A 24924-nucleotide genomic window follows, 5' to 3' on the forward strand; every position below is an offset into this window, starting at 1 on the left:
TAAACTAGGGATTAAGTGATAATGAGAATCGATATCAAATACTCGATGTTATGGATCGAATTAACGGAGGTAACCTTAATATGGATCAGCAGTTGGAACTATATGATGTAACCATTATCGGCGGAGGTCCCGCGGGGATGTACTCTGCCTTTTATAGCGGCATGAGAGATATGAAAACCAAATTGATTGAAGCACGGGACAGACTGGGCGGACGCATGCTCTTTTATCCGGAGAAGATGATCTGGGACGTGGGTGGTGTAACACCGATTTTATGCGCAAATCTGATTAAGCAGTTGGAAGAACAGGCGAGAACATTTGAACCTACGATTGTGTTTGAACAGCAAATTGAAGGTTTTGAACGTCAACCTGACGGTACCATTATTTTGACTTCTGCTACAGGTGACAAACATTGGACACGAACAGTGATTATGGCCATTGGCTATGGAATATACAAAATGGCGAAGCTGGAACTTGAGGGAGCTGACCGTTACGAGGTAACGAATCTGCACTACACGGTGCAGGAATTGGAACCTTTCCGGGGCAAACGTGTCCTTATCTCTGGGGGAGGCGATTCTGCAGTCGACTGGGCCAACGAGCTTGAAGCTCTGGCAGAACAAGTCACGGTTGTACATCGACGCGATCACTTCGGGGGACTGGAGCGAAATGTCATTCGTATGAGAGAATCCTCGGTGGATGTTCGTACACCCTATGCAGTGAATACGCTGCACAGTGTTAGTGGCGAAGTAATTGAACAAGTCACGATATCCCACGTGGAAACAGGTGAAAGTGAACTGCTGGAAGTCGATGCAATTATCGTTAATCACGGCATGAAGAGTGACTTTGGCCCCATTCGGGACTGGGGATTGGATCTTGGAGAGTGGCATGTAACCACAACAGAGAAGCTTCAAACCAATATTCCGGGTGTATTCGCGGCAGGCGACTTTGTGGATTATGGCAGCAAGCTATATCTTATTGCAGGAACATTCACGGATGCTGCCCTAGCAGTCAACAGTGCCAAACTATACATGGATCCTGAGGCAGAAAAAGTAGCCTATGTATCTTCTCATAACAGCCGATTCAAAGAGAAAAACAAAGCTCTCGGTGTTGTAGAAGAATAAATACCAAATCAAAAAACCATAACCTTAATTACCTTGACTGAATACCAGGTATTAGGGTTGTGGTTTATTTTTTGTGTGTCTAAATTTATTAAGCTAAAATGTCAATCGATGTATTGGGGTTTAACATTGTCGAAGAATTGGAATGTTGTTTGTTGTCCATAACATCGTTGTTATCCGAAAGTATATCGTCTTTATTTTCCTTTTCCGCTTTCACCTCTTCTGTAGAAGTTTTCTCAGCAGTCGGTTCATTGCGTGGAGCTGTATCGTTTATATCTTTGAGTAATTCCCCAATTTTCTTATCCGTACTTCTAATGTGGGATTTAACTTCCTGAACCATTTCTCGTTTCATCTGAAAAACGGTATGCTCTGCATTTTCAAGCATTACCGATTTGCCATTATCTGCATGAGGATTACTATCTAATAAGGTACGATCAAATCGAACGCCGCCCTCAAGCGTGTTGATTGAACCTTGCATTTTCTCACGGGATCCAACCAGCTTTCCCAATTGATCGTATGTATTGCTATTCTTGATTACAGAACCGAGTGAGACCGTATCTTCAGGTTGAGATTCAGAACTCTTGGGCTTTTCATTCTCTTTTTGACGTGTCTTTTCCTGAATCTCTTCTGCTTTAATTTGAGCAATTTGAGCGTCAATTTCCTGGATACTGGAGTTCAAAGTTTGAATGCGCTGCATTTTAGTTTTTGTATCCAGTTTTTCATTGGATCTCACCGTTTGCATTTCTTCGCTTAGTCTTGCTTTTTGTTTCATTAGGTCCTGGATGATCTTGTCCGTTTTGGTAGCTGTATTACTGCTGCTCTGATTGGTTCCGGTGCTTCTGTTCGATGATGAAACGGATAACATAGGATATTCCTCCTGGGTGTGATAGTCGCATGATTTTTTTATCATACTTATTATAATATCGGAATTTTGGGTTATTCTGTTAAGAGACACTGAAACATGCAGCAGCTAAGATGTATGGCAGTTTGATCAGTTCCGAAGTGAAAACTATAATATGAAAATAGACGAATAAATCTGACAGAGTGGAGAATACGGGGTGGGGTATGTCTAAAATGTTTCGGAGTTTCATTTCCTCTGTCCTCAGGGTTACCAAAGGAAAGAAACGAATCCAATACGCAGCCATTTATCTTGCTGTTGCCGGTGCTTTGCATCGATTACTGGTTGAGAGTAGGCGTGAGCGATCCGCAGCCAAACGGCTGCAGCAGGATCTTCCTGTCGCAGAACTGAGGCAAATGAAGCTGGAACCGGGAGATATCGTTTACACGCCAAGTTCGGAATCGACCTATTATGCAGGACATATGGGGATTATTGGGCTGGACGGCAAAGTGTATCATGTTCATCCTTATGGACCCGTGTTCGCCGATTCCCTGGAGTGGTATCTTACCAGGTTCTATGAAGGAGATCGTTTCATTGTATTTCGTTCACGTTTAAACCAGGCTGGGCAGCGTGCGGCCGAGTGGGTGCACGATCACTACAAGCAGGTTAAGTTTTATCGATTGCAGACCAATTTGCGAAGCATTGAACGAAATTATTGCTCCAAATTTGTATATCAGGCCTATCAATTTACCTCGGGGCTGGATCTGTGGAGCAGAAAGTTTACCCGGTTTAATCAAGGGTACATCTATCCGTTCCGAATTGAGCGTTCACCTGCTTTGGAAGTATTGGGTACCTTTTATAAATAAAGATTCAATACTGACATGGCTGTCCTTGGCCCTCCATAGGGAGGATAGCTTTTGTCGGTTTTTTTTGATATGTGTACTGAATAAAGACAGGAAAAGGCTCTAAAACGTCGAATAGATTATGAGATAGACGTGCACAACTGGGAATTGTATACATAATACCGGCAAGTTCAATTTGACCGGAGAACGATGAAGAATGGCTGCAATTTAGTCTAGAGAAAGAGTGAGAGTGAGATGAAATGGCTGGGCTTCTTACACGGATTCAGACGCAAACAAAACGTAGTGAAGCTATCGGACTACACACCTAAAAAAGAAAGGAGGCACTACTGCTCCATTTGCAAGAAAAAAGTTGAATCAGTAGTTCATTATGCAGCGCCTCAGGGAAATGTTGCAGGTGTATGCAGTTCCTGTAAGCTGTTGGCGGATGAACGTGGAATGTACCCCATTTAATAGGAAGAATCATGCTCAGGAAATAACATTGCTTTGATTTATGAGCATTTTTGTAGTACATTAGCAAATGTATTCGAAGGAGGATTCTAATGTACTCAGGTAGACAAGACGATACTTTATACATCATGACCTACACCTTAAACAGCGGTATCAAGGGTACGGTTCCACTGTCTAATAAGCAGATTATTGAGTGGCTGGATTGCTACAGAAATGAGAAGCGCTTCGTGACCGAGATTGGGAAAGAGTTCTTTGGATTGAATGCAGGCCTCGTGGCAGATTTCAAAGTTCAAAATCATTTATCCGATTATCAACAGACCATCATGCCCACACAGCAGCAGGATAATCTGGAACGCTTGTCCAGTGCATATAAATCAACCGAGCTATTGATGAAAATTGATTGCAAATGCGGTACGGCATATGTAACGGAATCTCCGTATAAGCGAACCAAATGGTATTGTACGAAGTGTAAAGAGATTGTATTTCTGGACGCCAAAAAAGGAATGGTGGAAACGTCCCGCGGTGACGCATACTACATGACCAACAAATATTTTGTTTCCCGCGACTAGTGGGAGACTACGAATTAGAGCACCGCTTTGAAGCGGTGCTTTTTTGTAATGAATGTTGAACCGGGTAGAGCGAATGCAGTGGTTAAGCAAAAAAAGCCCTTCAGGGCTTTTTAAGAACAGGCAGGTCTGACTCAGAGTTCTGTCTCAGAGAACCTGCCGAATATATAATAAAAGCTGAACTAGCATTCTACTTTGTGAGGAGGAATGAAACAGCAGCGGCAGCGTGGTTCGTAGGCTTCCGAATCGCCAATCATGACAACCGGACCAAGAGTGACTGGCTCTCCATTCACAATACGTTGAGTGAAGGCAGCATCAGGGCTTCCGCAAACCGCACAGAATGCGGAGAGTTTCTCAATGTCATCGGCCATGGCGAGCAGACCCCCAATATATCCGAATTCCTTGCCTCGATAATCCATATTAAGACCATCTACAATCACGTGTTTGCCGCAATAGGCAAGCTCGGAGACCAGGTCCATAATAGCACTGCTGAAAAATTGCACTTCATCAAAGGCAACCACATCAGCATCTTTGGTCTGGGCAAGAATCATCTCCACGGATTCCGGAGTTAATTGCCGGGGGATGGAATGGGCGGGAAGGCGATATCCGATTCGGCTGACAATCTCGTCCTGAGCAAACCGATCATCTTCGGCTGGTTTGTAAGCAACGACCTTTTTACGGCCAAATTGAATCAATTTCTGACAACGGCGAATGAGTTCACCGGATTTTTCACTGAACATGGGTCCAGTAATTACGGTAATACGTCCTGTTTGCACGGTGCTGCTACTCCTCTCACATACGGATTCAACAAAAAAAGCGACCATTACAGAGTACCACAAAATCTCCGTTCAGAGCTAGAACTAATCCAAGCTGCTTTGTGTTACTATATGGATTATTACACTGTTGGTAACGGCAGTTGTGAAGCTGTAGTATTGGAAAAGAGGTGTTTTACAAGTGAATGAAGCGATAAATGAAATGCAGCAGCGGTATGAGGAATTAAAGGGACAGGCTGTCCTTCATGAAGGCGCGGAGGCACTGATTGCCGATCTGTTTGCGGAAATAGAGCGGCTGCAGGCCAGCAATTTAACCCTGCGCAGAACCATTCTGAAGTCTTCTTCCAAAGAGTCCCGCATGTCAACAAAGCTGAGGGATGCATTATACGAATAACCCGGAGATCACTCCGGGTTCTCTTCTGTCTGCATTTTGCGAGGAAATAGAATACCTGCTGTAATTCTGGCAATCATGGCAAAGGTAAGGCCAATGCCGGCATACATGTAGATCACGGTAAATGCTTTGCTGAATCCGGTGGTAGGCACAAATTCAGGATGCCCCACCGTCGTCAGAGTCACGGCACAGAAATAAAGCGCATCGATCCAGTGCAGCCCTTCCACACGGGTATAGAACAACGTTCCTGACAGCAGTGTTGCTGCAGTCAAGATAAAGAGTGCGAGAAACTTGGGGTCCTTGAACGCGTGGAAAATGCCCTTGAGCAATCTTTGCAGCGTCATGAGAAACGATATCATGTTAAACCATCCTGTCTTTTTTTGATGTCGATCATTCGCATCATTTTCTTCTAGTTACGTGCGGGATGATGCTGAGACATCCATGTGAATAAATAAGCATTATACCTGATTCTGCATGAATGATAAAGCTGGGGAGAACAGCAAAAAGCCCGGACTTATGAAAGCTTGCCGGGTGTCTCTGCCTGTTCGGTTGTGTTTTTGGAACGGAAACGGGGACCCACATAATTACGTTTACGGTCACGGAACAAAATCCAGCCCCCCAAGAAACTCATGCCTGCAGCAAACAGGAGAAGCCCGCCTCCAAAGGAAAGCCACTGGAATCCTGGTGAGATCTGATCATTCCCGTGCTCAGCATAATATAGGAAAAGGGCGTCTTTCATCATCAAAAAACCTTTCATGGCCATTAGTCCAGGAATAACCAAGACCAAAATCGCCAAAAACCGTGCAAAGACCAGTCTAGTATTCATCACCATTTAACCCCTTCTGCCAAATGTCGACGTAAAATAAAGGTTGCGCTTACAGGTCATGCCTGATTCCATCATAGCTTGGTTTGTGCACGCTGTCCATGTGTTAGGACAAACTTTGAGTTGACTGCCCAAGGGGAGTACAATGGAATATAGTAAAGTTCTGCAAAAGGCTTTTCATCATCATCAACATCGTTCCATTCATAACGAAATCATATTGATAGAGGAGAACATAAAAGATGCCAATTACATGTGATGTTGCCATTCTCGGAGGAGGAACCGGAGGTTACGTTGCCGCGATTCGTGCTGCCCAGTTGGGCAAACAGGTCGTCATTATCGAGAAGGACAAGCTTGGGGGCACCTGCCTGCATCGCGGATGTATTCCCAGCAAGGCGCTGCTGAGAAGTGCAGAAGTATACGCAGAGATTCAAGAGAGCGAATCGTATGGAATTGAGACAGCTGGAGCAACCCTTGTTTTTCCCAAAGTACAGGCCCGTAAGGATGCCATTGTAGAACAGCTTCATCAGGGCGTCCAATATTTGATGAAAAAAAATAAGATTCAGGTCGTACAGGCCAAAGGCCGTGTCATCGGACCATCCATTTTCTCACCTCAGAGCGGTGCGGTAGCTGTGGAGTTTGAAGATGGGGAGATGGATACGGTTGTGCCGACCAATCTGATCATTGCTACCGGGTCACGTCCGCGCGTACTTCCGGGCCTGGAGCCGGATGGCCGGTATATCATGAGCAGTGACGAAGCTCTGCGAATGGATGAACTGCCAACATCACTCATCATCGTTGGTGGTGGCGTGATTGGGCTGGAATGGGCATCCATGCTGAATGACTTCGGGGTGGACATTACGGTTGTCGAGGCTGCCGATCATGTATTACCCGCAGAAGACGAGGACGTGGCAAGGGAGATGCAGCGGTTGCTCGGCAAACGCGGAGTACGCTTCCTGACAAAGGCTAAAATCATGCCAGAATCTTATGAGGCTGGTCAAGAGGGCGTTCGAATTGATGTTCAGATTAATGACGATCAGCAGGAGACGCTCAGTGCGGACAAAATGCTGATATCCGTCGGGCGGCAGGCTAATGTTGAAAATATCGGACTCGAAAACACGGATATCAAACTGGATCGTGGATTCATCGCGGTAAATAAACATCTGCAGACCGGTGAAGGGCATATTTACGCCATTGGAGATGTTATTGGCGGATTACAGCTTGCGCATGCAGCGAGTCATGAAGGCATTCTGGCCGTGAATCATCTGGCAGGTGAAACCGTTCATGCAGTCGAATCCCATCGTATTCCGCGGTGTGTGTACACTCGTCCTGAAGCTGCAAGCATAGGGTTTACGGAACGTGAAGCAAAAGAGCGCGGCTTCGATGTCAAGACCGGCAAGTTTCCATTTCAGGCGATTGGCAAATCGCTCGTTCATGGAAACCGGGATGGTTTTGTGAAGGTAATCGCCGATGCCAAGACGAATGATATATTGGGTGTACATATGATTGGTACCCATGTGACGGAACTGATTGCAGAGGCTTCACTGGCACAAATGCTGGACGCGACGCCTTGGGAAGTAGGCCAGACGATCCATCCCCATCCTTCCCTGTCCGAAATTATGGGTGAAGCGATGTTGGCCGTAGACGGAAAGGCCATTGGAATGTAAGTCTGAACAGGCTTATAAGAAAGGTCCTTTCCTTTTTTGGGCAAAAGGGATTATAATAAGGTTAAGCCAAGTCTTAGTACCAGGTTATAAGATCGGGTTGTAAGACGGGCATAGGCTCTGATTAAAAGGAGGTACCTCATATGAGTTCACAAGGTACTGCAGATGCGGTCCACCGCCATGAACAGCTGGGACTTAGCGATGGAGAAGTATTGGACATGTACAAATACATGCTGCTTGCACGCAAGTTCGATGAACGTTGCTTGCTCTTGCAGCGGGCCGGCAAAATTAACTTTCACGTATCCGGTGTAGGTCAGGAAGCTGCGCAAGTGGGTGCTGCTTTTGGACTGGACCGGGATCACGATTATTACTTACCTTATTACCGCGATTACGGCTTCGTATTGGCGGTAGGCATGACGCCTCGCGAGCTGATGCTCTCTGCATTTGCCAAGGCGGAAGATCCGAATAGCGGCGGCCGTCAGATGCCAGGGCATTTTGGTCATAAAAAGCTGCGAATTGTTACGGGCTCAAGCCCGGTTACTACTCAAGTACCTCATGCCGTAGGTTTTGCACTGGCAGCAAAAATGCAGAAAAAAGAATTTGTTTCATTTGTTACGTTTGGTGAAGGCTCAAGCAACCAGGGAGACTTCCACGAAGGAGCTAACTTCGCTGGAGTTCACAAGCTGCCTGTCATTATTATGTGTGAGAACAACCAGTACGCCATCTCGGTTCCGGTCCATAAGCAGCTTAGCGGCAAGATATCGGATCGCGCACTGGGGTACGGCTTCCCTGGATTACGGGTTGACGGCAATGATGCGCTTGAAGTATATGCTGCCGTCAAAGAAGCGCGCCGCCGTGCCATTGCCGGTGAAGGCCCTACCCTGATTGAAGCCATGATGTACCGTTTATCTCCTCACTCCACTTCCGACAATGATCTGGCTTACCGGACCAAGGAAGAGGTTGACGAGAATTGGAAGAAGGACGGCGTTCTTCGGATGAAAAATTATTTGATTGATTGTGGCATCTGGGACGAAGCCCGGGATGCGGATCTGGCTTCCCAGCTCGCGCTGGAAATGAAAGAAGCGACTGAATATGCAGACAACGCGCCATATCCGAAACCTGAGGACACTCTTACGCACGTTTATGCGGACAGCGAAGAAGGGGGACGGTAATCATGGCGGTTATGGAATATATTGATGCGATCCGTCTTGCGATGAAAGAAGAGATGGAGCGAGACGAGAATGTCTTTGTACTGGGTGAAGACGTCGGTGTCAAAGGCGGCGTGTTTACCACAACCAAAGGCTTGCAAGAGCAATTCGGCGAGATGCGTGTGATGGATACACCTTTGTCCGAATCGGCCATTGCAGGGGTAGCCATTGGGGCGGCTATGTATGGCATGAAGCCAATTGCGGAGATGCAATATTCAGACTTTATGCTGCCGGCAACCAATCAGATCATTAGTGAAGCGGCCAAAATCCGCTATCGTTCCAACAATGACTGGAGCTGTCCGATTGTTATCCGTGCGCCGATTGGCGGAGGGATCTTCGGAGGATTGTATCATTCACAATGTCCGGAATCCATTTTCTTTGGTACACCTGGTTTGAAAATCATCGCTCCTTACTCGGCATACGACGCCAAAGGTTTGCTCAAAGCTGCCGTCCGCGACCCGGATCCGGTACTGTTCTTCGAAAATAAGAAGTGTTACAAGCTGATTAAAGAAGACGTACCAGAGGATGATTACATCGTTCCGATCGGCAAAGCAAATGTGCTTCGCGAAGGTGCGGATATCACGGTTATCGGGTACAGCCAGCCGCTGCATTTTGTAATGCAGGCTGCGGAAGAACTGGAACGAGAAGAAGGGATTACTTCCCACGTTCTGGATCTGCGTACACTGCAGCCGCTTGACCGTGAAGCGATCATTGCTTCCGCTCGTCAGACAGGCAAGGTGCTCATTGTTCATGAGGACAACAAAACAGGTGGTGTTGGTGCCGAAGTTGCGGCTATTATCAGCGAAGAGTGCCTGTTCGATCTGGATGCACCTATTCAGCGTCTTTGCGGACCTGACGTACCGGCAATGCCAATCAGCCCGACGCTGGAGAAATTCTACATGCTTAGCAAGGATAAAGCGAAGGAAGCCATGCGCACCCTCGCGGAGTATTAATTCGGTTGATCATAAGTTTCGACAATCTATTCGAAAAAAAGGTTAAAAGCAAAGTTTGGAGTGATATAACAAATGGCTGAACGTATGAAATGGATCGAGGTCATTATGCCGCAGCTGGCAGAATCGCTGGTCTCGGCTACCATTGGAAAATGGTTAAAAAAACCGGGCGACCGGGTTGAACAATACGAGCCAATCTGTGAAGTAATCACCGATAAGGTCAATGCAGAGATTCCATCGACAGTTGATGGAATCATGGGCGACCTTCTGGTGGAAGAAGGTACGACGATTGCTGTTGGTGAAGCCATCTGCCGGATGCAGGTAGCAGCTGCAGATGATGAGCAAGTGGCAGAGCAAGTGACACAAGTATCCCAGCAGAACAATGCACAGCAAGGATCAGTGACTCCAGCAGGTCATGATCCCAATCAGCCTATGCGTAATCGCTACTCTCCTGCGGTACAGTCACTTGCAGCAGAACATGGTCTCAACTTGCAGGCCATTCAAGGAACAGGAGCAGGCGGACGCATCACACGCAAGGATGTGCTTGCTGTTATCGCTCAAGGTGGCCAAACAAGTATACCGTCAGCACAACTTTCCTCTGAAGCTAGTCCATCTGCTTCACCGTTTAGCGGTTTGAACAAAAGCGGTGCAGAAACGGGAATCTCCGCAAGAGAAGCGGTTTCTGCGCCGGATGCTGGCGTTCCCGTGAGACATTCAGGGATTCATTTGACGGAATCTCCGAAAATCCCGCAGATTGAAGTAGAAGGTGGCGGCCAGGGAGGATCGGAATATTTTATCGATGTTACTCCTGTGCGTAATGCCATTGCCCGGAACATGCGTCAGAGCGTATCGGAGATCCCTCACGCATGGACCATGATTGAAGTGGATGTTACCAACCTGGTCATGCTGCGTAATAAGCTCAAGGATGAGTTCAAGCGGAAAGAAGGCATTAATCTGACGTACCTCTCCTTCATGATGAAGGGTGTTGTAAATGCGATTAAGGATTACCCGATCATGAACTCGGTTTGGGCTGTCGACAAAATTATCGTTAAACGGGATATTAACTTGTCCATGGCGGTAGGTACGGAAGACTCTGTACTGACACCTGTGATCAAGCATGCGGATCAGCGTAATATCGCAGGTTTGGCCCGGGAAATCGATGATTTGGCACGCAAAACCCGTGAAGGTACCCTGAAGCTGGATCATATGCAAGGTGGTACGTTTACGGTCAATAATACCGGTTCGTTTGGTTCAATTCTTTCGCAACCGATTATTAACTATCCACAAGCGGCAATTCTCACGTTTGAGTCGATCGTGAAGAAGCCTGTAGTCATTAATGACATGATTGCCGTTCGTTCGATGGCCAACCTGTGTCTGTCTCTGGATCATCGGATACTGGATGGCGTCATCTGCGGCCGGTTCTTGCAGCGGGTCAAGGAAAACCTTGAAGGTTATAATATGGAAACAAAAGTGTATTAATGAAATAGAGTTGTCAAGGGAAAGTGTATGTGCCACAGGCCGTGCACTTTTCCCGCTGTCTGCGGTTAAACGATCAAATATGGTTTGGACAATGAAGCGGAAGGGTGTGGGGAAATCATGAACAAGCCGCTGGATGTGACATACATACCGATGCTTGATTATGAACAGGCTTGGAACCGCCAAAAAGCAATTGTACAGCAGCTGGACGAAGGTGAGGGAATCGAGCAGATGCTTCTGCTGCAGCATCCTCCCACGTATACAATCGGATCTCAGAATCATCCGGAGCATCTGCTACTCAGCAAGGAGGAGCTCGAGGCAAAGGGGATTACCTTGTTTCAAATTGATCGTGGCGGTGATATTACATATCATGGTCCAGGCCAGCTTGTTGGTTATCCGCTGCTCGTTCTCGGCCGTGATGAAGCTCTTGATTTACATGGGTATTTGCGCAATCTGGAGCAGGTCATCATTGATTACCTGGCAGATGAGGGAATTGAGGCAGGCCGGAAAGAGGCATACACCGGAGTATGGATCGGAGATATGAAGATCGCTGCCATCGGGGTAAAGTTCAACCGTTGTAAACATCGGCGAGGATTCGTGACGAGTCATGGTTTTGCTTTTAATATTACTTCAGGTATTCAGGATGAAGGATTTCAGGGGATTATCCCTTGTGGCATAGAGCAGTACGGCGTAACCTCTCTCGAGGACATCACCGGCAGAACCTACACCGTGGAGCAAGTTGCCCAGCAGATTGTCCCCTATTTCGGACGTATTTTTCCATATGAGATGACTTGGAGAACCGAAAAAGAAGCCATTGTCCGTCTCTAGTTCAGACAGTCAAGGGCTTCAAATTCTATCCAAATAGTAGAGGTTCAAGAGCGATGAAAAGGGTAGACCCGATCATGGCAATCAGCATGAGATAGATCACGATTTTGAACCATTTCTTTTTTTGCATGAAGAGAGAACTCCTTTCAACAAATGAAAAATAAACAAGCATATTAATTGTATTGTACCGTATCCATGAGAGGGAGGAAAGTCCTATGATTAAACAGGAACGTGTTGTACATCAGTTTATGGAACTGGTGCAGATCGACAGTGAAACGAAGAATGAACATAACATCTCCAACGTATTGAAGGAGCAGTTTACCCAGCTGGGTCTCAGCATATATGAGGACGACACCATGGAGAAAACCGGGCATGGAGCAGGTAACCTGATTGTTACCTGGGAAGCGGATGGTGCACCGGAGGCAGCGCCGATCTTTTTTACCTGCCACATGGATACTGTAACTCCTGGACAGGGAATTAAACCCGAGCTTGGGGAAGATGGTTGGATTCGCAGCGATGGAACAACGATCCTCGGAGCAGACGACAAGGCAGGTATTGCTGCTCTGCTTGAAGCGATTCGGGCGATCCAGGAGAACAAGGTTCCACACGGGAAAATTCAGTTCGTCATTACCGTTGGCGAAGAATCCGGTCTGGTCGGTGCCCGTGCAATGAATCCAAAAAATATTGAGGCTGAATTCGGTTATGCACTTGATTCCAATGGTGCAGTGGGAACAATTTGTGTGGCTGCCCCGGCGAGAGCCGAGATTCAGATGAACATTTATGGGAAATCTGCACATGCAGGTGTGAACCCCGAAGACGGCATCAGTGCCATCCAAGTGGCGGCGAAGGCCATTGCAGCAATGACACTGGGACGGATTGATGATGAGACCACAGCCAATATTGGCAAGTTTCAGGGCGGATCTGCACTGAACGTTGTGTGTGATTTTGTACAGATTGAAGCGGAAGCACGCAGTATCGTACAGGAAAAAGTGGAAAAGCAAATTGCTCAGATGCGTGAAGCTCTTGAAACAACCTGCCGCAAATACGGTGCCACAGCCGAATTCCGCAGCGAGATTTTGTATCCTGCCTTCGGGTTCCACGATGAGCATGAGATTGTGCAGCTTGCGCAGCGTGCGATTCGCGGCCTGGGTCTGGAAACAAGTACGTTTGCTTCGGGTGGTGGCAGTGATGCAAACATCTTCAATGGCTTCAACATTCCGACCGTCAATCTGGCGGTAGGTTATGAGGATATTCATACGACAAAAGAGCGCATTCGTGCGGAAGATATCGTTAAACTGTCCCAGGTTGTCGTAGCCATCATTCAGGAGACGGCTTCTGGCAGCAAGTAAGCATATATTGAGGTGTTTACTTGGAAGGAAGCACCTTTCTACGTAAAAGTCCGAAACCGGTTAGCATCGGATTCGGACTTTTTGCGAATTCATGTTATATTTCATGGGAGAAATGAAAGTAAACAAGGATTACTTTCGTCCCGCAATCAGTTCACTTAGTTTGGCATCAGGACCCCATTCACGCAGCCATTGCTTGAGTATAAGCTGGACTTGCCTTGCTTGTCCGACCACATGTACCGATTGAGATGTCACATAACTGTTCATTGGATATCCCCCTGATTTGTTTTATATTTCTCGAAAGGCTATAGGCTCACGATATGCCAAAAAACGGGGGATTATACGTATTGTGAATATAAAATCTTGAAAAAGTGGAGTTGATCCTATATGAATCCTACCAACAAAACGGGCTCTAACCACCCGTCTAATCCCAAGCTCGATGAAGTAACAGTCTCGACGAAGCCAATCTTTGAAGGAAAAGTCATTTCTCTTCAGGTCGATACGGTCAAGCTGCCTAATGGACAGACAGCTTCACGTGAGATTATCCGTCACCCCGGTGCGGTAGCAGTACTTGCCTTGAACGGGGATCGCATGCTAGTGGTTGATCAGTATCGTCAGGCGATGGGGCGTACAGAAGTTGAGATACCTGCAGGCAAACTTGATCCGGGAGAAGAGCCGGAGGCCGCGGCCGCTCGTGAATTACGGGAAGAAACCGGCTATGCAGCCAAGTCGCTGCGTCATCTGCGTTCATTCTATACATCACCTGGTTTCGCAGACGAGATCATTCACTTGTACATTGCCGAGGAGCTCGAAGCTGGAGACATGGCACTGGATGAAGATGAATTTCTCGAAGTATCTGAAATCACGATTGAGGAAGCGTATCAGCTCATGGATCAGAACCGGATCAGTGATGCCAAAACGATGATGGCTGTGTATGCGTGGGATCTGTACAGAACAACAGGGCGGTTTTAATGATGGCAGATCAGCAGACAACGTCTAACACGTGGGATTCCTGTTACGCAGACCTGCATATCCACATTGGGCGTACGTCCCGCGGTGAAGCTGTTAAAATCAGTGGCAGCCGGGATTTGACCTTCGAGAATATTGCCCGTGAAGCGTCAGAGCGCAAGGGAATTCATCTGCTCGGCGTCATAGACTGCCATTCACCAGTGGTACAGATGGATATCGAGCAGCTGCTTGAGACTGGTACGATGTCCGAGCTGAAGGATGGGGGCATTGCCTACCAGGACACCACGATTCTGCTCGGTACCGAAATCGAGCTGCGCGAACCGGAGATGAGAGAATATCACATGCTGGCCTACTTTCGTGATTTGACAACGATGAAGTCATTTACGGAGTGGATGCAGCGTTATATGAAAAATGTGAATCTCAGTTCACAGCGGGTATATGTCTCATCCCTTGAAATGCAGGCCGAGATAAAAGCCCGTGGCGGGCTCATCGTGCCTGCACATGCCTTTACACCTCACAAAGGCATCTATGGCAGCACGGCTCCGCGTATGGCAGATGTGCTGGATACAAGCCTGATTGATGCGGTGGAGCTGGGATTAAGCTCAGACTCATCTATGGCCAGCTACATTCAGGAGCTTGACCAGCTCCCTTTTCTAACCAATTCGGATGCACACTCCCTTGGTAAAATCGGACGCGAGTATAATGAGCTGCAGATTGCCCATCCTTCATTTGAAGAATTCAGCATGGCATTGAAGGGGCAGGCTGGAAGAAGTATGAAGGCCAATTACGGCTTGAACCCGAGGCTTGGCAAATACCACCGCACGTATTGCGCAGCCTGTGGCAGCATCATGGATGAACAGGCGATGTCAGCGGAACGCTGCCCCTATTGCGGCAGTACGAAGCTGGTGCAGGGCGTTCTGGATCGTATACTGGCCATAGCAGATCGGGAGAGTCCTCACGTTCCAGAATTCAGGCCACCTTACCACTATCAGGTACCGCTTGAGTTTATCCCGGGACTGGGCAAGGCAAAGCTGCGTCAGCTTCTGGAACACTTTGGCACCGAAATGAATGTACTTCATCGGACAAGTGAAGAGGAGCTTGCGAGTGTTGTGGGACCGGTTCTGGCCAGTCTTATCGTTGCTGCTCGAAATGGTCGACTGGAGTTGTCATCCGGAGGCGGGGGAACCTATGGCAAGGTCTCTGGTAAGGAAACGGACTAAGACAGGTAGAAGGGAAGGATAGGGCGCGTATCGGGACAAGGAGTCATTACCCACGTACTTCGGTTCATAGAATGACTGTGTGGATTTCTTAGAGATCCTGCAGCATGATAACCGGAAAGGGGACCCGTTCCTGTATGCGTTCTTCCTACTTCACGTTCAAAGGTCAAACCTCGTTATATGTATTTGTAGCTGTCTTGTTTCTGGTCGGTGTCATTTTTGGCGCCTTGATGGTTAATGCCCTGTCTCTTGAACAGCGTCAGGATCTGGAGGGCTATCTGGGCAATTTTTTCATGACAGTCCAGCACAGCGGGCAGATCGTCGAATCCGGAACCTATTGGGATATAGCGATACTACATCTGAAATGGGTTGGACTTATCTGGATACTGGGCCTGTCCGTCATCGGATTGCCGGGTATATTGGTTTTGGATTTTCTAAAAGGAGTGCTGATCGGATTTACCGTTGGATATCTCGTCGGACAGTATTCCTGGAAAGGGCTGCTGTTTGCCCTGGTATCCGTCGCGCCGCATAATTTGTTCGTCATTCCGGTATTGCTGATCTGCAGTGTGTCGGCCATGACCTTTTCCTTATATATCATTCGGAATCGTGTACTCATGCAGCGGGCGCCGGGTGGACAAAGGCCGTTTGCCTCTTATGTGCTGCTGACACTGGTTATGGCTGGACTGCTGTTAGGCGTCGCGTCTTTTGAAACTTGGGTAACACCTGCGATGATGCGCTGGGTAACGCCAATGCTGCTCCCGGCGTAGCGCCGTAACGGACAGTGTAAAATGTTGACTTTAATTACGCACTCCCCCTATAATGAAAGAAGTGGGTTAAGTTGCAGTGTGCAGTGATTTCCTAGGGGGAGGGAGAAAATGGAAGCACGGATCGATAAAATTAAGCAGCAACTACAGTCCCAAGGTTATAAATTAACGCCCCAGCGGGAAGCCACCGTAAGAGTACTTCTTGAGAATGAAGAAGATCATCTGAGTGCGGAAGACGTATTCATGCTCGTTAAAGAAAAAGCTCCCGAAATCGGTCTGGCAACCGTGTACCGTACCCTCGAACTGCTGAGTGAGCTGCATGTTGTAGAGAAAATCAACTTCGGCGACGGTGTAGCGCGTTATGATCTGCGCGGAGATACATCCAAGCATCACCATCATCATTTAATTTGCGTTCAATGCGGAAGTATGGATGAAATACGTGAAGACTGGCTTGGACCGCTTGAAGAGCGTCTGGAGCGGGAATTTAACTTTTCGGTAGTAGATCACCGACTGGATTTTCATGGGATTTGTTATCGTTGCAAAGCTAAAAATGACCAGAAGCCCAAAGATGAAGAATAACATAGCATATCTTCAAGCTCTCACCGGCGGTTTTGACGGGAGAGCTTTTTTGGTCCAGTACATGATGTGAGGTTATCTCTGATGTCATCTCAAATGTCATATTCCTGCGTTTGTCGTCATACCCTGATTCTAGATGAATTGGATTCAAACCAGGAGGGGGACAACCCATGATTATTTCACTGCGCCAAGGGCTTCGTTTTATACGATTTATTATAGTTTTTGCAGGATTGGTTTATCTGTTTTATCATGTTCTGGATTTGTTCAACGGCTGGATCTCACCTGTGGATCAGTATCAGATGCCCACAGGAAATGCAGTCAAAGTCTTTCAGGAGACGGTTTGGCCAGGCAATGGAGAAGCACGTCTTACGCTGGCGGAGAGACTCCGTTTGTTTTATTGGTATGGGGAGTAGTCCGGACAGCCAGGGATGCAAATACGGAAGCAGGTTGCCAGTTCGGCAATGCTGTCAGATGAGGAGCGTTGTACATGAGACAGACGATACACCCCTATGCCTTATACTTGGAAGAAGATAAAGGGATGTCAAGCAGTACGCTGGAGTCGTATCTTCGGGACGTGGACAAGTTCATCGAATTTGCAGATAAGGAATACGGTATTCGTGAGGCAGGGCAGGTGCGTCGTACTCATGTTATCTTGTTTATCGGCAAGCTGAAGCAGGCGGGGCGTGCCAATGCGACCATTGCTCGCAGCGTGGTATCCTTGCGTTCCTATTTTCATTTTTTAATGCGCCGTGGCGAGATTCTGCAGGACCCAACGTTTGATGTCGAGGCTCCGAAAGCGGACAAAACGCCGCCACAGGTATTAACGGTGGATGAAATTGAACTCCTTCTGGCCTCGCCCGATACTCGCTCTGCCCAAGGGGTGCGTGATCGTGCCATGCTTGAGCTTTTGTATGCTACCGGTATTCGGGTCTCGGAATTGATCGCACTGGATATACGGGATGTTCAACCTGGCATGCGTTTTATTCGCTGCGGAGGTGCAGGCAAAGAACGGATTCTGCCGATTGGCGCACCGGCAGCACATTGGGCAAGTGTGTATGTTAACGATTTTCGTAACCACCTGCTCAAAACAGACTCGGACGAGCAGGCCCTGTTCGTCAACGTGTCCGGAAGACGTTTAACCCGCCAGGGCTTCTGGAAGCTGCTCAAAAAAGCGGCGATGGATGCAGGGATTTCGGAAGAGATTACGCCGCACACGCTGCGCCATTCCTTTGCGGCCCACCTGATTGCTAGCGGGGCGGATACTCGTGCAGTACAGGACATGCTGGGCCATGTGGAGCAGGCAGGACAACAATATGGGAATCATGGCCGCAAAACGATGAAGGAGATCTATGAAACTCATCATCCGCGAGCAAAATAATTGGCTTTAACGCTAAAAGTTCAATAATAGATGCGGAACATATAGCTGATTTAGGATAAAATAAACTGTACACATCTAAACGCCGTTAAATAAGCGAGTGCATCGGTCAGGAGGAATATACCTGAACGATGCATCTAGCTGACATAGACGGAAGTTTCAACTCAAGGGGGAACATTTGAAATGACAGCATTAAATCAACAAATGATTCAGGAAGCTGCTTCTTACATTCAAAGCAAAAGCTCCATCAAGCCGGAAGTCGGTTTGATTTTGGGTTCGGGTCTTGGCATTCTGGCCGATCTGATCGAAGATGGCGTAAGTATTGCCTATCAGGATATTCCTCACTTCCCGGTCTCCACGGTAGAAGGGCATGAAGGGGAATTGCTGGTCGGCACCATTAAAGGCCGTCCGGTTGTTATGATGAAAGGCCGGTTCCATATGTACGAAGGATATGGCCCCGAGCTTACAGCGTTTCCTGTACGTGTCATGAAAGAACTGGGTGTATCTTCACTGCTCGTAACCAACGCGGCCGGCGGTGTGAACACTTCGTACGAGCCAGGCGATCTGATGCTGATCTCGGATCACTTGAATATGACAGGCAAAAATCCGTTGATCGGGCCTAATGACCCGGCTATGGGCGTGCGCTTCCCTGACCTATCTGAAGCCTACAGCCGCCGTCTGCGCGGGCTGGCGAAAGATACAGCGGCTTCGCAAGGTTTTAATGTGCGTGAAGGTGTATACGCAGGCTTGCTGGGTCCTAACTATGAGACACCTGCTGAGATCGTGATGCTGCGTACGCTGGGTGCAGACGCGGTGGGGATGTCTACGGTATCCGAGGTTATTGTGGCACGTCATGCGGGTCTGGAAGTGCTCGGCATTTCCTGCATCAGTAACATGGCAGCCGGAATTCTTGATCAGCCGTTGTCCCATGATGAGGTCATGGAAACGACTGAGCGTGTTCGTGAATCATTCCTTGCGCTTGTTCTAGCCGTCATTCCGCAAATGTAAAACGTAAGCTTCAGTAAGACAACCTATGGTGGTCCTTGGGATCATTCAAGAGGTTGTCTTTTTTTATTTTTTTTACAAAAAAGTGAAATTCAGAAAATATAGAAAGAGTAACATGAAAATGTTCTGCCTAAGGAAAAATCATTCAGTGGAGTTATAACGATCTATATGTGATGTAAGGAGGTTTGATATGAATATTGACCGTCTTATCGGAGTCATACATATTGGAGTGCTGCTGCTGCTTTTCTTTGTTAAAACGAATATTGCGTTTTTGGCTGCCAGCATCATTATCGTTTTAATCATGATCTATCAAACCTATACCTCTCCGACAAAGTGGAACATTCGTATATCTGTCGTATTAACTTCGTTTCTTATCTTCTGGAATATCTATTCCTGGGATTTCGGGGGATGATTCCCTCGCTACACTATAGTGGGTAGCTTACGTGTTCTCTCTTCAGTAGGGGCACGTTTTTTTGTGCATTTGTTTGAGAATAGAAAAAGTTCGGGAAATCATTCATGGGATGGAATAATTTACTGTAAACGCGCCGACAATGATTAGCAGTACATGCATGGAGAATGCAGTAAGCAAGTCATTTGAGGAGGTTAACCCTAGTGAAGAAACGAATAATGGCATCGTTCATGACCCTATGTATTTTGCTACCCCTTATGGCATCAACAGTGCTGGCTGAAGAAGCACCCAAAACGGCAGGGGGGACAGATCTTGCCCCGTCAGCTCGTTCTGCCATTTTGATGGATGCCGATACGGGGACGGTTATTTTTGAGAAAAACAGTCATGATCAGCTGCCTCCGGCGAGTATTACAAAGATTATGACCATGCTGCTGACGATCGAAGCCATTGATTCTGGCAAGCTGAAGCTGACGGATAAGGTGAGAGCGAGTGAATATGCTGCATCCATGGGTGGTTCACAGATTTTCCTTGAACCTGGCGAAGAGATGACTGTTGATGACATGTTGAAAGGAATCGCCATGGCTTCCGGTAATGATGCATCTGTTGCGATGGCAGAGAAAATTGCCGGATCAGAAGAAGCTTTTGTACAGCTGATGAATGAACGGGCGAAAGAGCTCGGCATGAAAGATACTCACTTTGCCAATTGTAACGGACTGCCAGTGGAGAATCATTATTCTTCCGCACATGACATTGCGCTGATGAGCCGTGAACTGCTGAAACATTCAGGCATTACGAAATACACAGGAGCATACCAGGACTACCTTCGTAAAGATACGGAAAAGCCCTTCTGGCTGGTGAATACCAATAAACTGGTCCGTTTCTACTCAGGCGCAGACGGTCTGAAAACGGGTTATACATCAGAAGCCAAATTCTGCTTGTCGGCTACCGCTATGAAGGACGGACTGCGTACGGTTGCAGTAGTGCTGGGTGAACCGAATACGAAAACTCGAAATGCTGAAGTGTCTTCGATGTTCGACTATGCGTTCGGACAATACACAATGAAACCTTTGTACAAAGCAGGGGATCAGCTCGGCAGTCTGAAAATTGAAAAAGGGGAAGTCGCTGAGCTGCCGCTGACGGCTACGCAAAATTATAGTGTGCTGATGCGCAAAGGCGCCAAATCCGATGAGTTCCGCCATGAGCTGTTAATGGCAAAAGAAGTGAAAGCACCCGTCAAGGCTGGTCAGAGCGTAGGCAAGCTTGTCGTGTACCAAGGAAACGAGGTCATCAAGGAGTTCGATATCCAGGCCCCTCAGGATGTGAATAAAGCTGGATGGTGGAAGCTGTTTAAACGAACAACATCGAACCTGTTTGATTAAACGCGATTTGCGCGTTCTGCATACATTCCTTGAACGTATTTTGTAGTTAAATAGGGGTTTTCTTCTAGTTTTGTCGGGGGGCAGGAAAAGCCTTCGGAAACGTAGAAATCCTTGTTCAAGACTGGGAGGAGAGTGAGCAAACGTGAACTTGCATGTGGAAATGGAACATCACCGCGGGATTCTGATTGTGCGATTATCCGGGGAGCTGGATCACCATACAGCCGATATGGTTCGAATGCAAATGGATGAGGCCATCCAACGCAGACAGTGTGAACATCTGGTGCTTAGCCTGAAAGATCTTCAATTCATGGACAGTTCGGGTCTGGGTGTCATATTGGGCAGATACAAACTCATTAAAAATAAAGGCGGCAAGATGGTTGTATGTGATGTTAATCCGCCGGTCTATCGTTTGCTGGAAATGTCGGGTTTGTTCAAGATCATGCCGATTTACGAAAATGAGGGAACAGCTCTCTCGGGTCTGGAGGTCGTCTCATGAGTGAAGGTACGGGAACAAATTTCATGAATTTGCAATTTGCGGCCAAGTCGGAGAACGAATCGTTCGCAAGGGTGACTGTCGCGGCATTTATCTCCCAGCTTGATCCTACAATGGACGAGCTCAGCGATTTGAAGACGGTTGTCTCGGAAGCCGTGACGAACAGTATCATCCACGGGTATAACAACAATCCCGAGGGTGTCGTGTCCATTCAGGCGCAAATTCGCGAAGACATGATTACAATTATTGTGGAAGATCGCGGAGAAGGAATCGAAGACCTGGAACTGGCCAAACAGCCGCTATATACGTCCAAACCCGAACTTGAGCGGTCGGGCATGGGCTTCACCATTATGGAAAACTTCATGGATGAATTCGAAGTCAGCAGCGAGCCCGGCAGAGGCACCTCCATCAAGATGAAGAAGAGGATTGAATCCAAGAAAGCAATGTATAATTAGGGGTTGGTCTAATGGATGCTGAAGTGAAACCATCTTCACAGACCTATTTGGACGATGCCGAGGTCAAACGGCTGATTGCGCTCAGTCAGTCGGGTGACCATGTCGCACGGGATACGCTGGTGAACTGCAACATCAGACTTGTCTGGTCGGTCGTCCAGCGCTTTATGAACAGGGGATATGAACCGGAGGATCTGTTCCAGATTGGTTGTATCGGCCTGCTCAAATCGGTGGACAAATTCGACCTTAGTTATGATGTGAAGTTCTCTACCTATGCGGTACCGATGATCATCGGAGAGATTCAACGTTTCCTGCGGGATGACGGAACCCTCAAGGTTAGTCGTTCCCTGAAGGAAATGGCGAATAAAGTCCGCAAAAAAAGGGACGAACTGTCCAAACACCTTGACCGTCTGCCAACGATCAAGGAAGTGGCTGAACAGCTGGGGGTGACCCCGGAGGAGGTTGTTTTTGCCCAGGAAGCGAACAAACCGCCGACGTCTATTCATGAGACCGTGTTTGAGAACGACGGGGATCCGATTACATTGATGGACCAGATTGCCGACGAATCTCAGGAACGCTGGTTTGATAAGCTGGCGCTCAATGAAGCGATCGGCGGCCTTAGTGAGCGGGAACGACTGATCGTTTATCTACGGTATTACAGGGATCAGACGCAGTCGGAGGTCGCTACTAGGCTGGGGATTTCTCAAGTTCAGGTTTCCCGGCTGGAGAAAAAGATACTACAATCGATTCGCGATCAAATCGCGCAGTAGATGGTGGAGTGCGGACTCCAACACGGTTACCGAATCGCCAATATACGACAACTAACAACCTTTCATCGCGCACCTAACGCGAGTGAGGTTGTTTGTCGTTCGACCGTTTAGATGATCCTGAGCGATTGTATTGCATGACCAGAATCAACCCGATAATACAGGCTGTACCCAGCCATTGATAGAAACCAAAGGGTTCATGGAGCCATACGACGGTTGTAGCAACGGCAGCCAGAGGTTCAGCACTTCCAAGCAGGCTGGTCTCCTTGGGTGTAAGGCTTTTTAAACTCGCAATGTAGAACCAAAAAGCAATCATCGTCCCGAAGATAATCGTAAATACCAGATACCCGTATGTTTCAGTAGAGATGCTGGCAAAGTTCGCTTTCCATGGCGGGTGAATCAAACTAAGGCCCAGACCACCAATAATCATGGCCCAGCCAACGATAACAAGTGAGTCAAATTTCTTAATCAGCTGTACAGCATAAAGTGTATAGAATGCAGCGGCTACCCCGGACAATAACCCCCAGATCACCGCAAGCCAGGAGACAGATAACTGCGTAACCGAGCCATTCGTCAGCAGTAGAAAACAGCCCAGGAGTGCGAGGATGCCGCATGCAAGGTCCTTGCGCGTGAGCGCCGACTGCTTCCGCAGTGCGATGTAAATCATGATCATGATGGGGGAAAGGTACTGAAGGAGAGTGGCAACCGCGGAGTTGCCGTGTTTAATGGAAGCCATATACGTATACTGTACGGCGAGCATACCTGCTAATCCAAATAGGATCAGTTGTACAGCTGTCTTTTTATTTCTCCATACATCAATAATCTGAGACTCTACTGTGTGTAAAAGATTGAATAACCAGAAGCAGGGTACCCGCGCTCAGCAATCGAACAGTTACATACCAATTGACTTCAATACCATCCAGTTGAAACAGTTTTTGGGATACGGTTCCTCCGATCCCCCAGCAGATGGCCCCTGTTAGAACGAGCAGGATACCCGATAGCTTGGAACTTGCAGATGTTGTCACTCTTGATCGCCTCACCTTAAATATAAGAATAGTGCTATATTAAGGAGAAATGCGATATATTAATATCAATATTACACGTAAAAATATAAATATATTGAGATGAGGCTTATGCAAAAGACTGAATTTATCATTGATCAAAATTTGAAGGAAATGACGAAGCATCGGACCGAAACTTTACCTGTTGCCTGTTATGAAACAACCATTGTGAATAATATACACGGACACATCCCCTTACACTGGCATGATGAATTGCAGTTTGTTGCGGTTCTCCAAGGGACAGTGTTGTTCCATATTAACGACCAAATAATTCGTGTATCCAAAGGTGATGGCATTTTTATTAACAGTGGAGTTCTGCATATGGCCGAAGATCATGGAGGGAACAATAACTGCATCTATCTATGTCTGAATTTGACGCCCCAACTTGCAGCGCCTTCAGATCTGTACGTTAAGTATGTGCACCCCTATATAACGGCTACCAATTTGCCTTTTCTCTATATAGATGGGGGCATTGCCTGGGGAGCACGGATTTTGGAGGCCATCAGGTTAATTAGAACGGAGCTTGTGAGTCAAGCGCCCTATTACGAATTGAAGGTTGCTTCAGCGCTGCTGGATATGTGGACGCTTCTCATTAAGAACGGATATGCGTTGGAGCATGATGCATCCGAGATGACCAGGAGCAGAAGAATGAAGGATATGCTGCAGTGGATTCATCTGAACTATGCCGATCCGGTCAGGTTGGAGGATATTGCAAGGATGGGACAGTTAAGCCGATCGGAGACATGTCGGTATTTTAAGCAAATCCTGCGAACTACACCCATGCAATATGTTATGGATTACAGGATCCAGAAAAGCATTGAACTTCTGCGGCTCTCCGACCGCAGCATCACCGAAATCGCGTATGAGGTCGGTTTTAACAGCACGAGCTATTACATTAACCAGTTTCGGAAAAGCATGAAAAAGACGCCTTTACGATTCAGAAGAGAGCTCGTCGAGAAGAAACAAGAGGAACGAATCGATTAACCGTCTTTCTGCCAGGTTATCCAGTCTAGTCGCCACATGGCGGCTTTTTTTGTTGTGGAATAGGTTGTTTGTTCACCTTCCTTCTGCCACTTCCCAGCATATTTATTATATTCTTTTGGAAAGCGGGGACACGTGCAGCGGAGGGATGGATTCGGTCAAGGGAGCGAAGCGCTCGCCTTTAGCACCGGATT

29 protein-coding genes and 1 pseudogene are annotated in these 24924 nt (G+C 47.4%); 23 read left to right on the forward strand and 7 right to left on the reverse strand.

The window, feature by feature from the left end:
* Positions 1–80 precede the first annotated feature (80 nt).
* Positions 81–1118, forward strand: a complete 1038-nt coding sequence (locus tag ABIC22_RS19470) for an NAD(P)/FAD-dependent oxidoreductase (protein WP_354483215.1) — start codon at positions 81–83, stop codon at positions 1116–1118.
* Positions 1119–1206: 88 nt separating this feature from the next.
* Here the strand turns inward: ABIC22_RS19470 and ABIC22_RS19475 are convergent, their stop codons facing one another.
* On the reverse strand, positions 1207–1980 hold the full coding sequence (locus tag ABIC22_RS19475; RefSeq protein ID WP_354483218.1) for a FlxA-like family protein: 774 nt from the start codon (positions 1978–1980) through the stop codon (positions 1207–1209).
* Positions 1981–2180: 200 nt separating this feature from the next.
* Between ABIC22_RS19475 and ABIC22_RS19480 the strand changes: the two genes are divergently transcribed.
* Both ABIC22_RS19480 and ABIC22_RS19485 read left to right on the forward strand, forming a co-directional pair.
* Complete coding sequence (locus tag ABIC22_RS19480) at positions 2181–2819, forward strand: hypothetical protein (protein WP_354483221.1); 639 nt, start codon at positions 2181–2183, stop codon at positions 2817–2819.
* Between the two features lie 536 nt (positions 2820–3355).
* Positions 3356–3832 (forward strand): hypothetical protein, encoded by a 477-nt coding sequence (locus tag ABIC22_RS19485; RefSeq protein ID WP_017687614.1) that lies wholly within the window; start codon positions 3356–3358, stop codon positions 3830–3832.
* 179 nt (positions 3833–4011) lie between these two features.
* On the opposite strand, the gene ABIC22_RS19490 is transcribed toward ABIC22_RS19485, so the two are convergent.
* Positions 4012–4605 carry a thymidine kinase gene (locus ABIC22_RS19490; protein ID WP_095290464.1) on the reverse strand — a complete coding sequence of 198 codons (594 nt, stop codon included), beginning with the start codon at positions 4603–4605 and terminating at the stop codon, positions 4012–4014.
* Between the two features lie 178 nt (positions 4606–4783).
* Between ABIC22_RS19490 and ABIC22_RS19495 the strand changes: the two genes are divergently transcribed.
* The gene (locus ABIC22_RS19495) at positions 4784–4996 is read left to right on the forward strand and encodes a hypothetical protein (RefSeq protein ID WP_095290465.1); all 213 of its coding nucleotides are present in this window, start codon (positions 4784–4786) and stop codon (positions 4994–4996) included.
* Positions 4997–5004: 8 nt separating this feature from the next.
* Here ABIC22_RS19495 and ABIC22_RS19500 read toward each other — a convergent pair whose 3' ends face one another.
* Both ABIC22_RS19500 and ABIC22_RS19505 read right to left on the reverse strand, forming a co-directional pair.
* The gene (locus ABIC22_RS19500; protein ID WP_354483224.1) at positions 5005–5352 is read right to left on the reverse strand and encodes a potassium channel family protein; all 348 of its coding nucleotides are present in this window, start codon (positions 5350–5352) and stop codon (positions 5005–5007) included.
* 155 nt (positions 5353–5507) lie between these two features.
* Positions 5508–5825 (reverse strand): DUF2627 domain-containing protein, encoded by a 318-nt coding sequence (locus tag ABIC22_RS19505; protein ID WP_095290469.1) that lies wholly within the window; start codon positions 5823–5825, stop codon positions 5508–5510.
* A 230-nt stretch (positions 5826–6055) separates the two neighbouring features.
* Between ABIC22_RS19505 and lpdA the strand changes: the two genes are divergently transcribed.
* From lpdA to lipB, 5 genes are all read left to right on the forward strand, one after another.
* Positions 6056–7480 (forward strand): dihydrolipoyl dehydrogenase, encoded by a 1425-nt coding sequence (gene lpdA, locus ABIC22_RS19510; RefSeq protein ID WP_336780704.1) that lies wholly within the window; start codon positions 6056–6058, stop codon positions 7478–7480.
* Between the two features lie 140 nt (positions 7481–7620).
* Positions 7621–8649 carry a thiamine pyrophosphate-dependent dehydrogenase E1 component subunit alpha gene (locus tag ABIC22_RS19515; protein WP_095290473.1) on the forward strand — a complete coding sequence of 343 codons (1029 nt, stop codon included), beginning with the start codon at positions 7621–7623 and terminating at the stop codon, positions 8647–8649.
* Between the two features lie 2 nt (positions 8650–8651).
* A complete protein-coding gene (locus tag ABIC22_RS19520; RefSeq protein ID WP_095290475.1) occupies positions 8652–9638 on the forward strand; it encodes an alpha-ketoacid dehydrogenase subunit beta in 987 nt (328 codons plus the stop codon).
* A gap of 72 nt (positions 9639–9710) precedes the next feature.
* Positions 9711–11114, forward strand: coding sequence for a dihydrolipoamide acetyltransferase family protein (locus tag ABIC22_RS19525; RefSeq protein ID WP_354483229.1), 1404 nt, complete (start codon positions 9711–9713; stop codon positions 11112–11114).
* A 117-nt stretch (positions 11115–11231) separates the two neighbouring features.
* The gene (lipB, locus tag ABIC22_RS19530) at positions 11232–11939 is read left to right on the forward strand and encodes a lipoyl(octanoyl) transferase LipB (protein ID WP_154895553.1); all 708 of its coding nucleotides are present in this window, start codon (positions 11232–11234) and stop codon (positions 11937–11939) included.
* Positions 11940–11964: 25 nt separating this feature from the next.
* Here the strand turns inward: lipB and prli42 are convergent, their stop codons facing one another.
* On the reverse strand, positions 11965–12066 hold the full coding sequence (gene prli42 / locus ABIC22_RS19535; RefSeq protein WP_095290480.1) for a stressosome-associated protein Prli42: 102 nt from the start codon (positions 12064–12066) through the stop codon (positions 11965–11967).
* Between the two features lie 85 nt (positions 12067–12151).
* Between prli42 and ABIC22_RS19540 the strand changes: the two genes are divergently transcribed.
* On the forward strand, positions 12152–13285 hold the full coding sequence (locus ABIC22_RS19540) for a M20/M25/M40 family metallo-hydrolase (protein ID WP_127537947.1): 1134 nt from the start codon (positions 12152–12154) through the stop codon (positions 13283–13285).
* A gap of 129 nt (positions 13286–13414) precedes the next feature.
* Here the strand turns inward: ABIC22_RS19540 and ABIC22_RS19545 are convergent, their stop codons facing one another.
* Positions 13415–13549, reverse strand: coding sequence for a Z-ring formation inhibitor MciZ (locus ABIC22_RS19545; protein ID WP_095290484.1), 135 nt, complete (start codon positions 13547–13549; stop codon positions 13415–13417).
* A 120-nt stretch (positions 13550–13669) separates the two neighbouring features.
* Here ABIC22_RS19545 and ABIC22_RS19550 point away from each other — a divergent pair, with 120 nt between their 5' ends.
* The 12 genes from ABIC22_RS19550 to sigF all read left to right on the forward strand — a co-directional run bounded on the left by ABIC22_RS19550 (position 13670) and on the right by sigF (position 22691).
* A complete protein-coding gene (locus ABIC22_RS19550) occupies positions 13670–14254 on the forward strand; it encodes an NUDIX domain-containing protein (protein ID WP_354483234.1) in 585 nt (194 codons plus the stop codon).
* Entirely contained in the window at positions 14254–15471 is a 1218-nt protein-coding gene (locus tag ABIC22_RS19555) for an endonuclease Q family protein (RefSeq protein WP_483312553.1), read from the forward strand. The genes ABIC22_RS19550 and ABIC22_RS19555 overlap by 1 nt, the downstream gene beginning before the upstream one ends.
* A gap of 134 nt (positions 15472–15605) precedes the next feature.
* Positions 15606–16235 (forward strand): stage II sporulation protein M, encoded by a 630-nt coding sequence (spoIIM, locus tag ABIC22_RS19560; RefSeq protein ID WP_127537951.1) that lies wholly within the window; start codon positions 15606–15608, stop codon positions 16233–16235.
* Between the two features lie 108 nt (positions 16236–16343).
* Complete coding sequence (gene fur, locus ABIC22_RS19565; RefSeq protein ID WP_024630961.1) at positions 16344–16811, forward strand: ferric iron uptake transcriptional regulator; 468 nt, start codon at positions 16344–16346, stop codon at positions 16809–16811.
* A 167-nt stretch (positions 16812–16978) separates the two neighbouring features.
* Positions 16979–17221, forward strand: a complete 243-nt coding sequence (locus tag ABIC22_RS19570; RefSeq protein WP_127537952.1) for a DUF4227 family protein — start codon at positions 16979–16981, stop codon at positions 17219–17221.
* A 74-nt stretch (positions 17222–17295) separates the two neighbouring features.
* Entirely contained in the window at positions 17296–18186 is an 891-nt protein-coding gene (locus ABIC22_RS19575; protein WP_127537953.1) for a tyrosine recombinase, read from the forward strand.
* A 180-nt stretch (positions 18187–18366) separates the two neighbouring features.
* Entirely contained in the window at positions 18367–19191 is an 825-nt protein-coding gene (locus ABIC22_RS19580) for a purine-nucleoside phosphorylase (RefSeq protein WP_127537954.1), read from the forward strand.
* 187 nt (positions 19192–19378) lie between these two features.
* The gene (locus ABIC22_RS19585; RefSeq protein WP_354483239.1) at positions 19379–19600 is read left to right on the forward strand and encodes a hypothetical protein; all 222 of its coding nucleotides are present in this window, start codon (positions 19379–19381) and stop codon (positions 19598–19600) included.
* A gap of 254 nt (positions 19601–19854) precedes the next feature.
* On the forward strand, positions 19855–20976 hold the full coding sequence (locus ABIC22_RS19590) for a D-alanyl-D-alanine carboxypeptidase family protein (protein ID WP_246058254.1): 1122 nt from the start codon (positions 19855–19857) through the stop codon (positions 20974–20976).
* Positions 20977–21118: 142 nt separating this feature from the next.
* The gene (spoIIAA, locus tag ABIC22_RS19595; protein ID WP_036663380.1) at positions 21119–21472 is read left to right on the forward strand and encodes an anti-sigma F factor antagonist; all 354 of its coding nucleotides are present in this window, start codon (positions 21119–21121) and stop codon (positions 21470–21472) included.
* The gene (gene spoIIAB, locus ABIC22_RS19600; protein WP_095290499.1) at positions 21469–21924 is read left to right on the forward strand and encodes an anti-sigma F factor; all 456 of its coding nucleotides are present in this window, start codon (positions 21469–21471) and stop codon (positions 21922–21924) included. Before spoIIAA ends, spoIIAB begins: the two co-directional genes overlap by 4 nt.
* An 11-nt stretch (positions 21925–21935) precedes the next feature.
* Entirely contained in the window at positions 21936–22691 is a 756-nt protein-coding gene (gene sigF, locus ABIC22_RS19605; RefSeq protein ID WP_127537957.1) for an RNA polymerase sporulation sigma factor SigF, read from the forward strand.
* A 73-nt stretch (positions 22692–22764) separates the two neighbouring features.
* Here sigF and ABIC22_RS19610 read toward each other — a convergent pair.
* Positions 22765–23713, reverse strand: a pseudogene (locus ABIC22_RS19610) (DMT family transporter).
* 108 nt (positions 23714–23821) lie between these two features.
* Here ABIC22_RS19610 and ABIC22_RS19615 point away from each other — a divergent pair.
* Positions 23822–24733, forward strand: a complete 912-nt coding sequence (locus ABIC22_RS19615; protein WP_354483242.1) for a helix-turn-helix transcriptional regulator — start codon at positions 23822–23824, stop codon at positions 24731–24733.
* Positions 24734–24924: the final 191 nt, after the last annotated feature.

This window comes from Paenibacillus sp. PvP094 (assembly GCF_040546835.1).
In the GTDB taxonomy this organism is placed as follows: domain Bacteria; phylum Bacillota; class Bacilli; order Paenibacillales; family Paenibacillaceae; genus Paenibacillus; species Paenibacillus illinoisensis.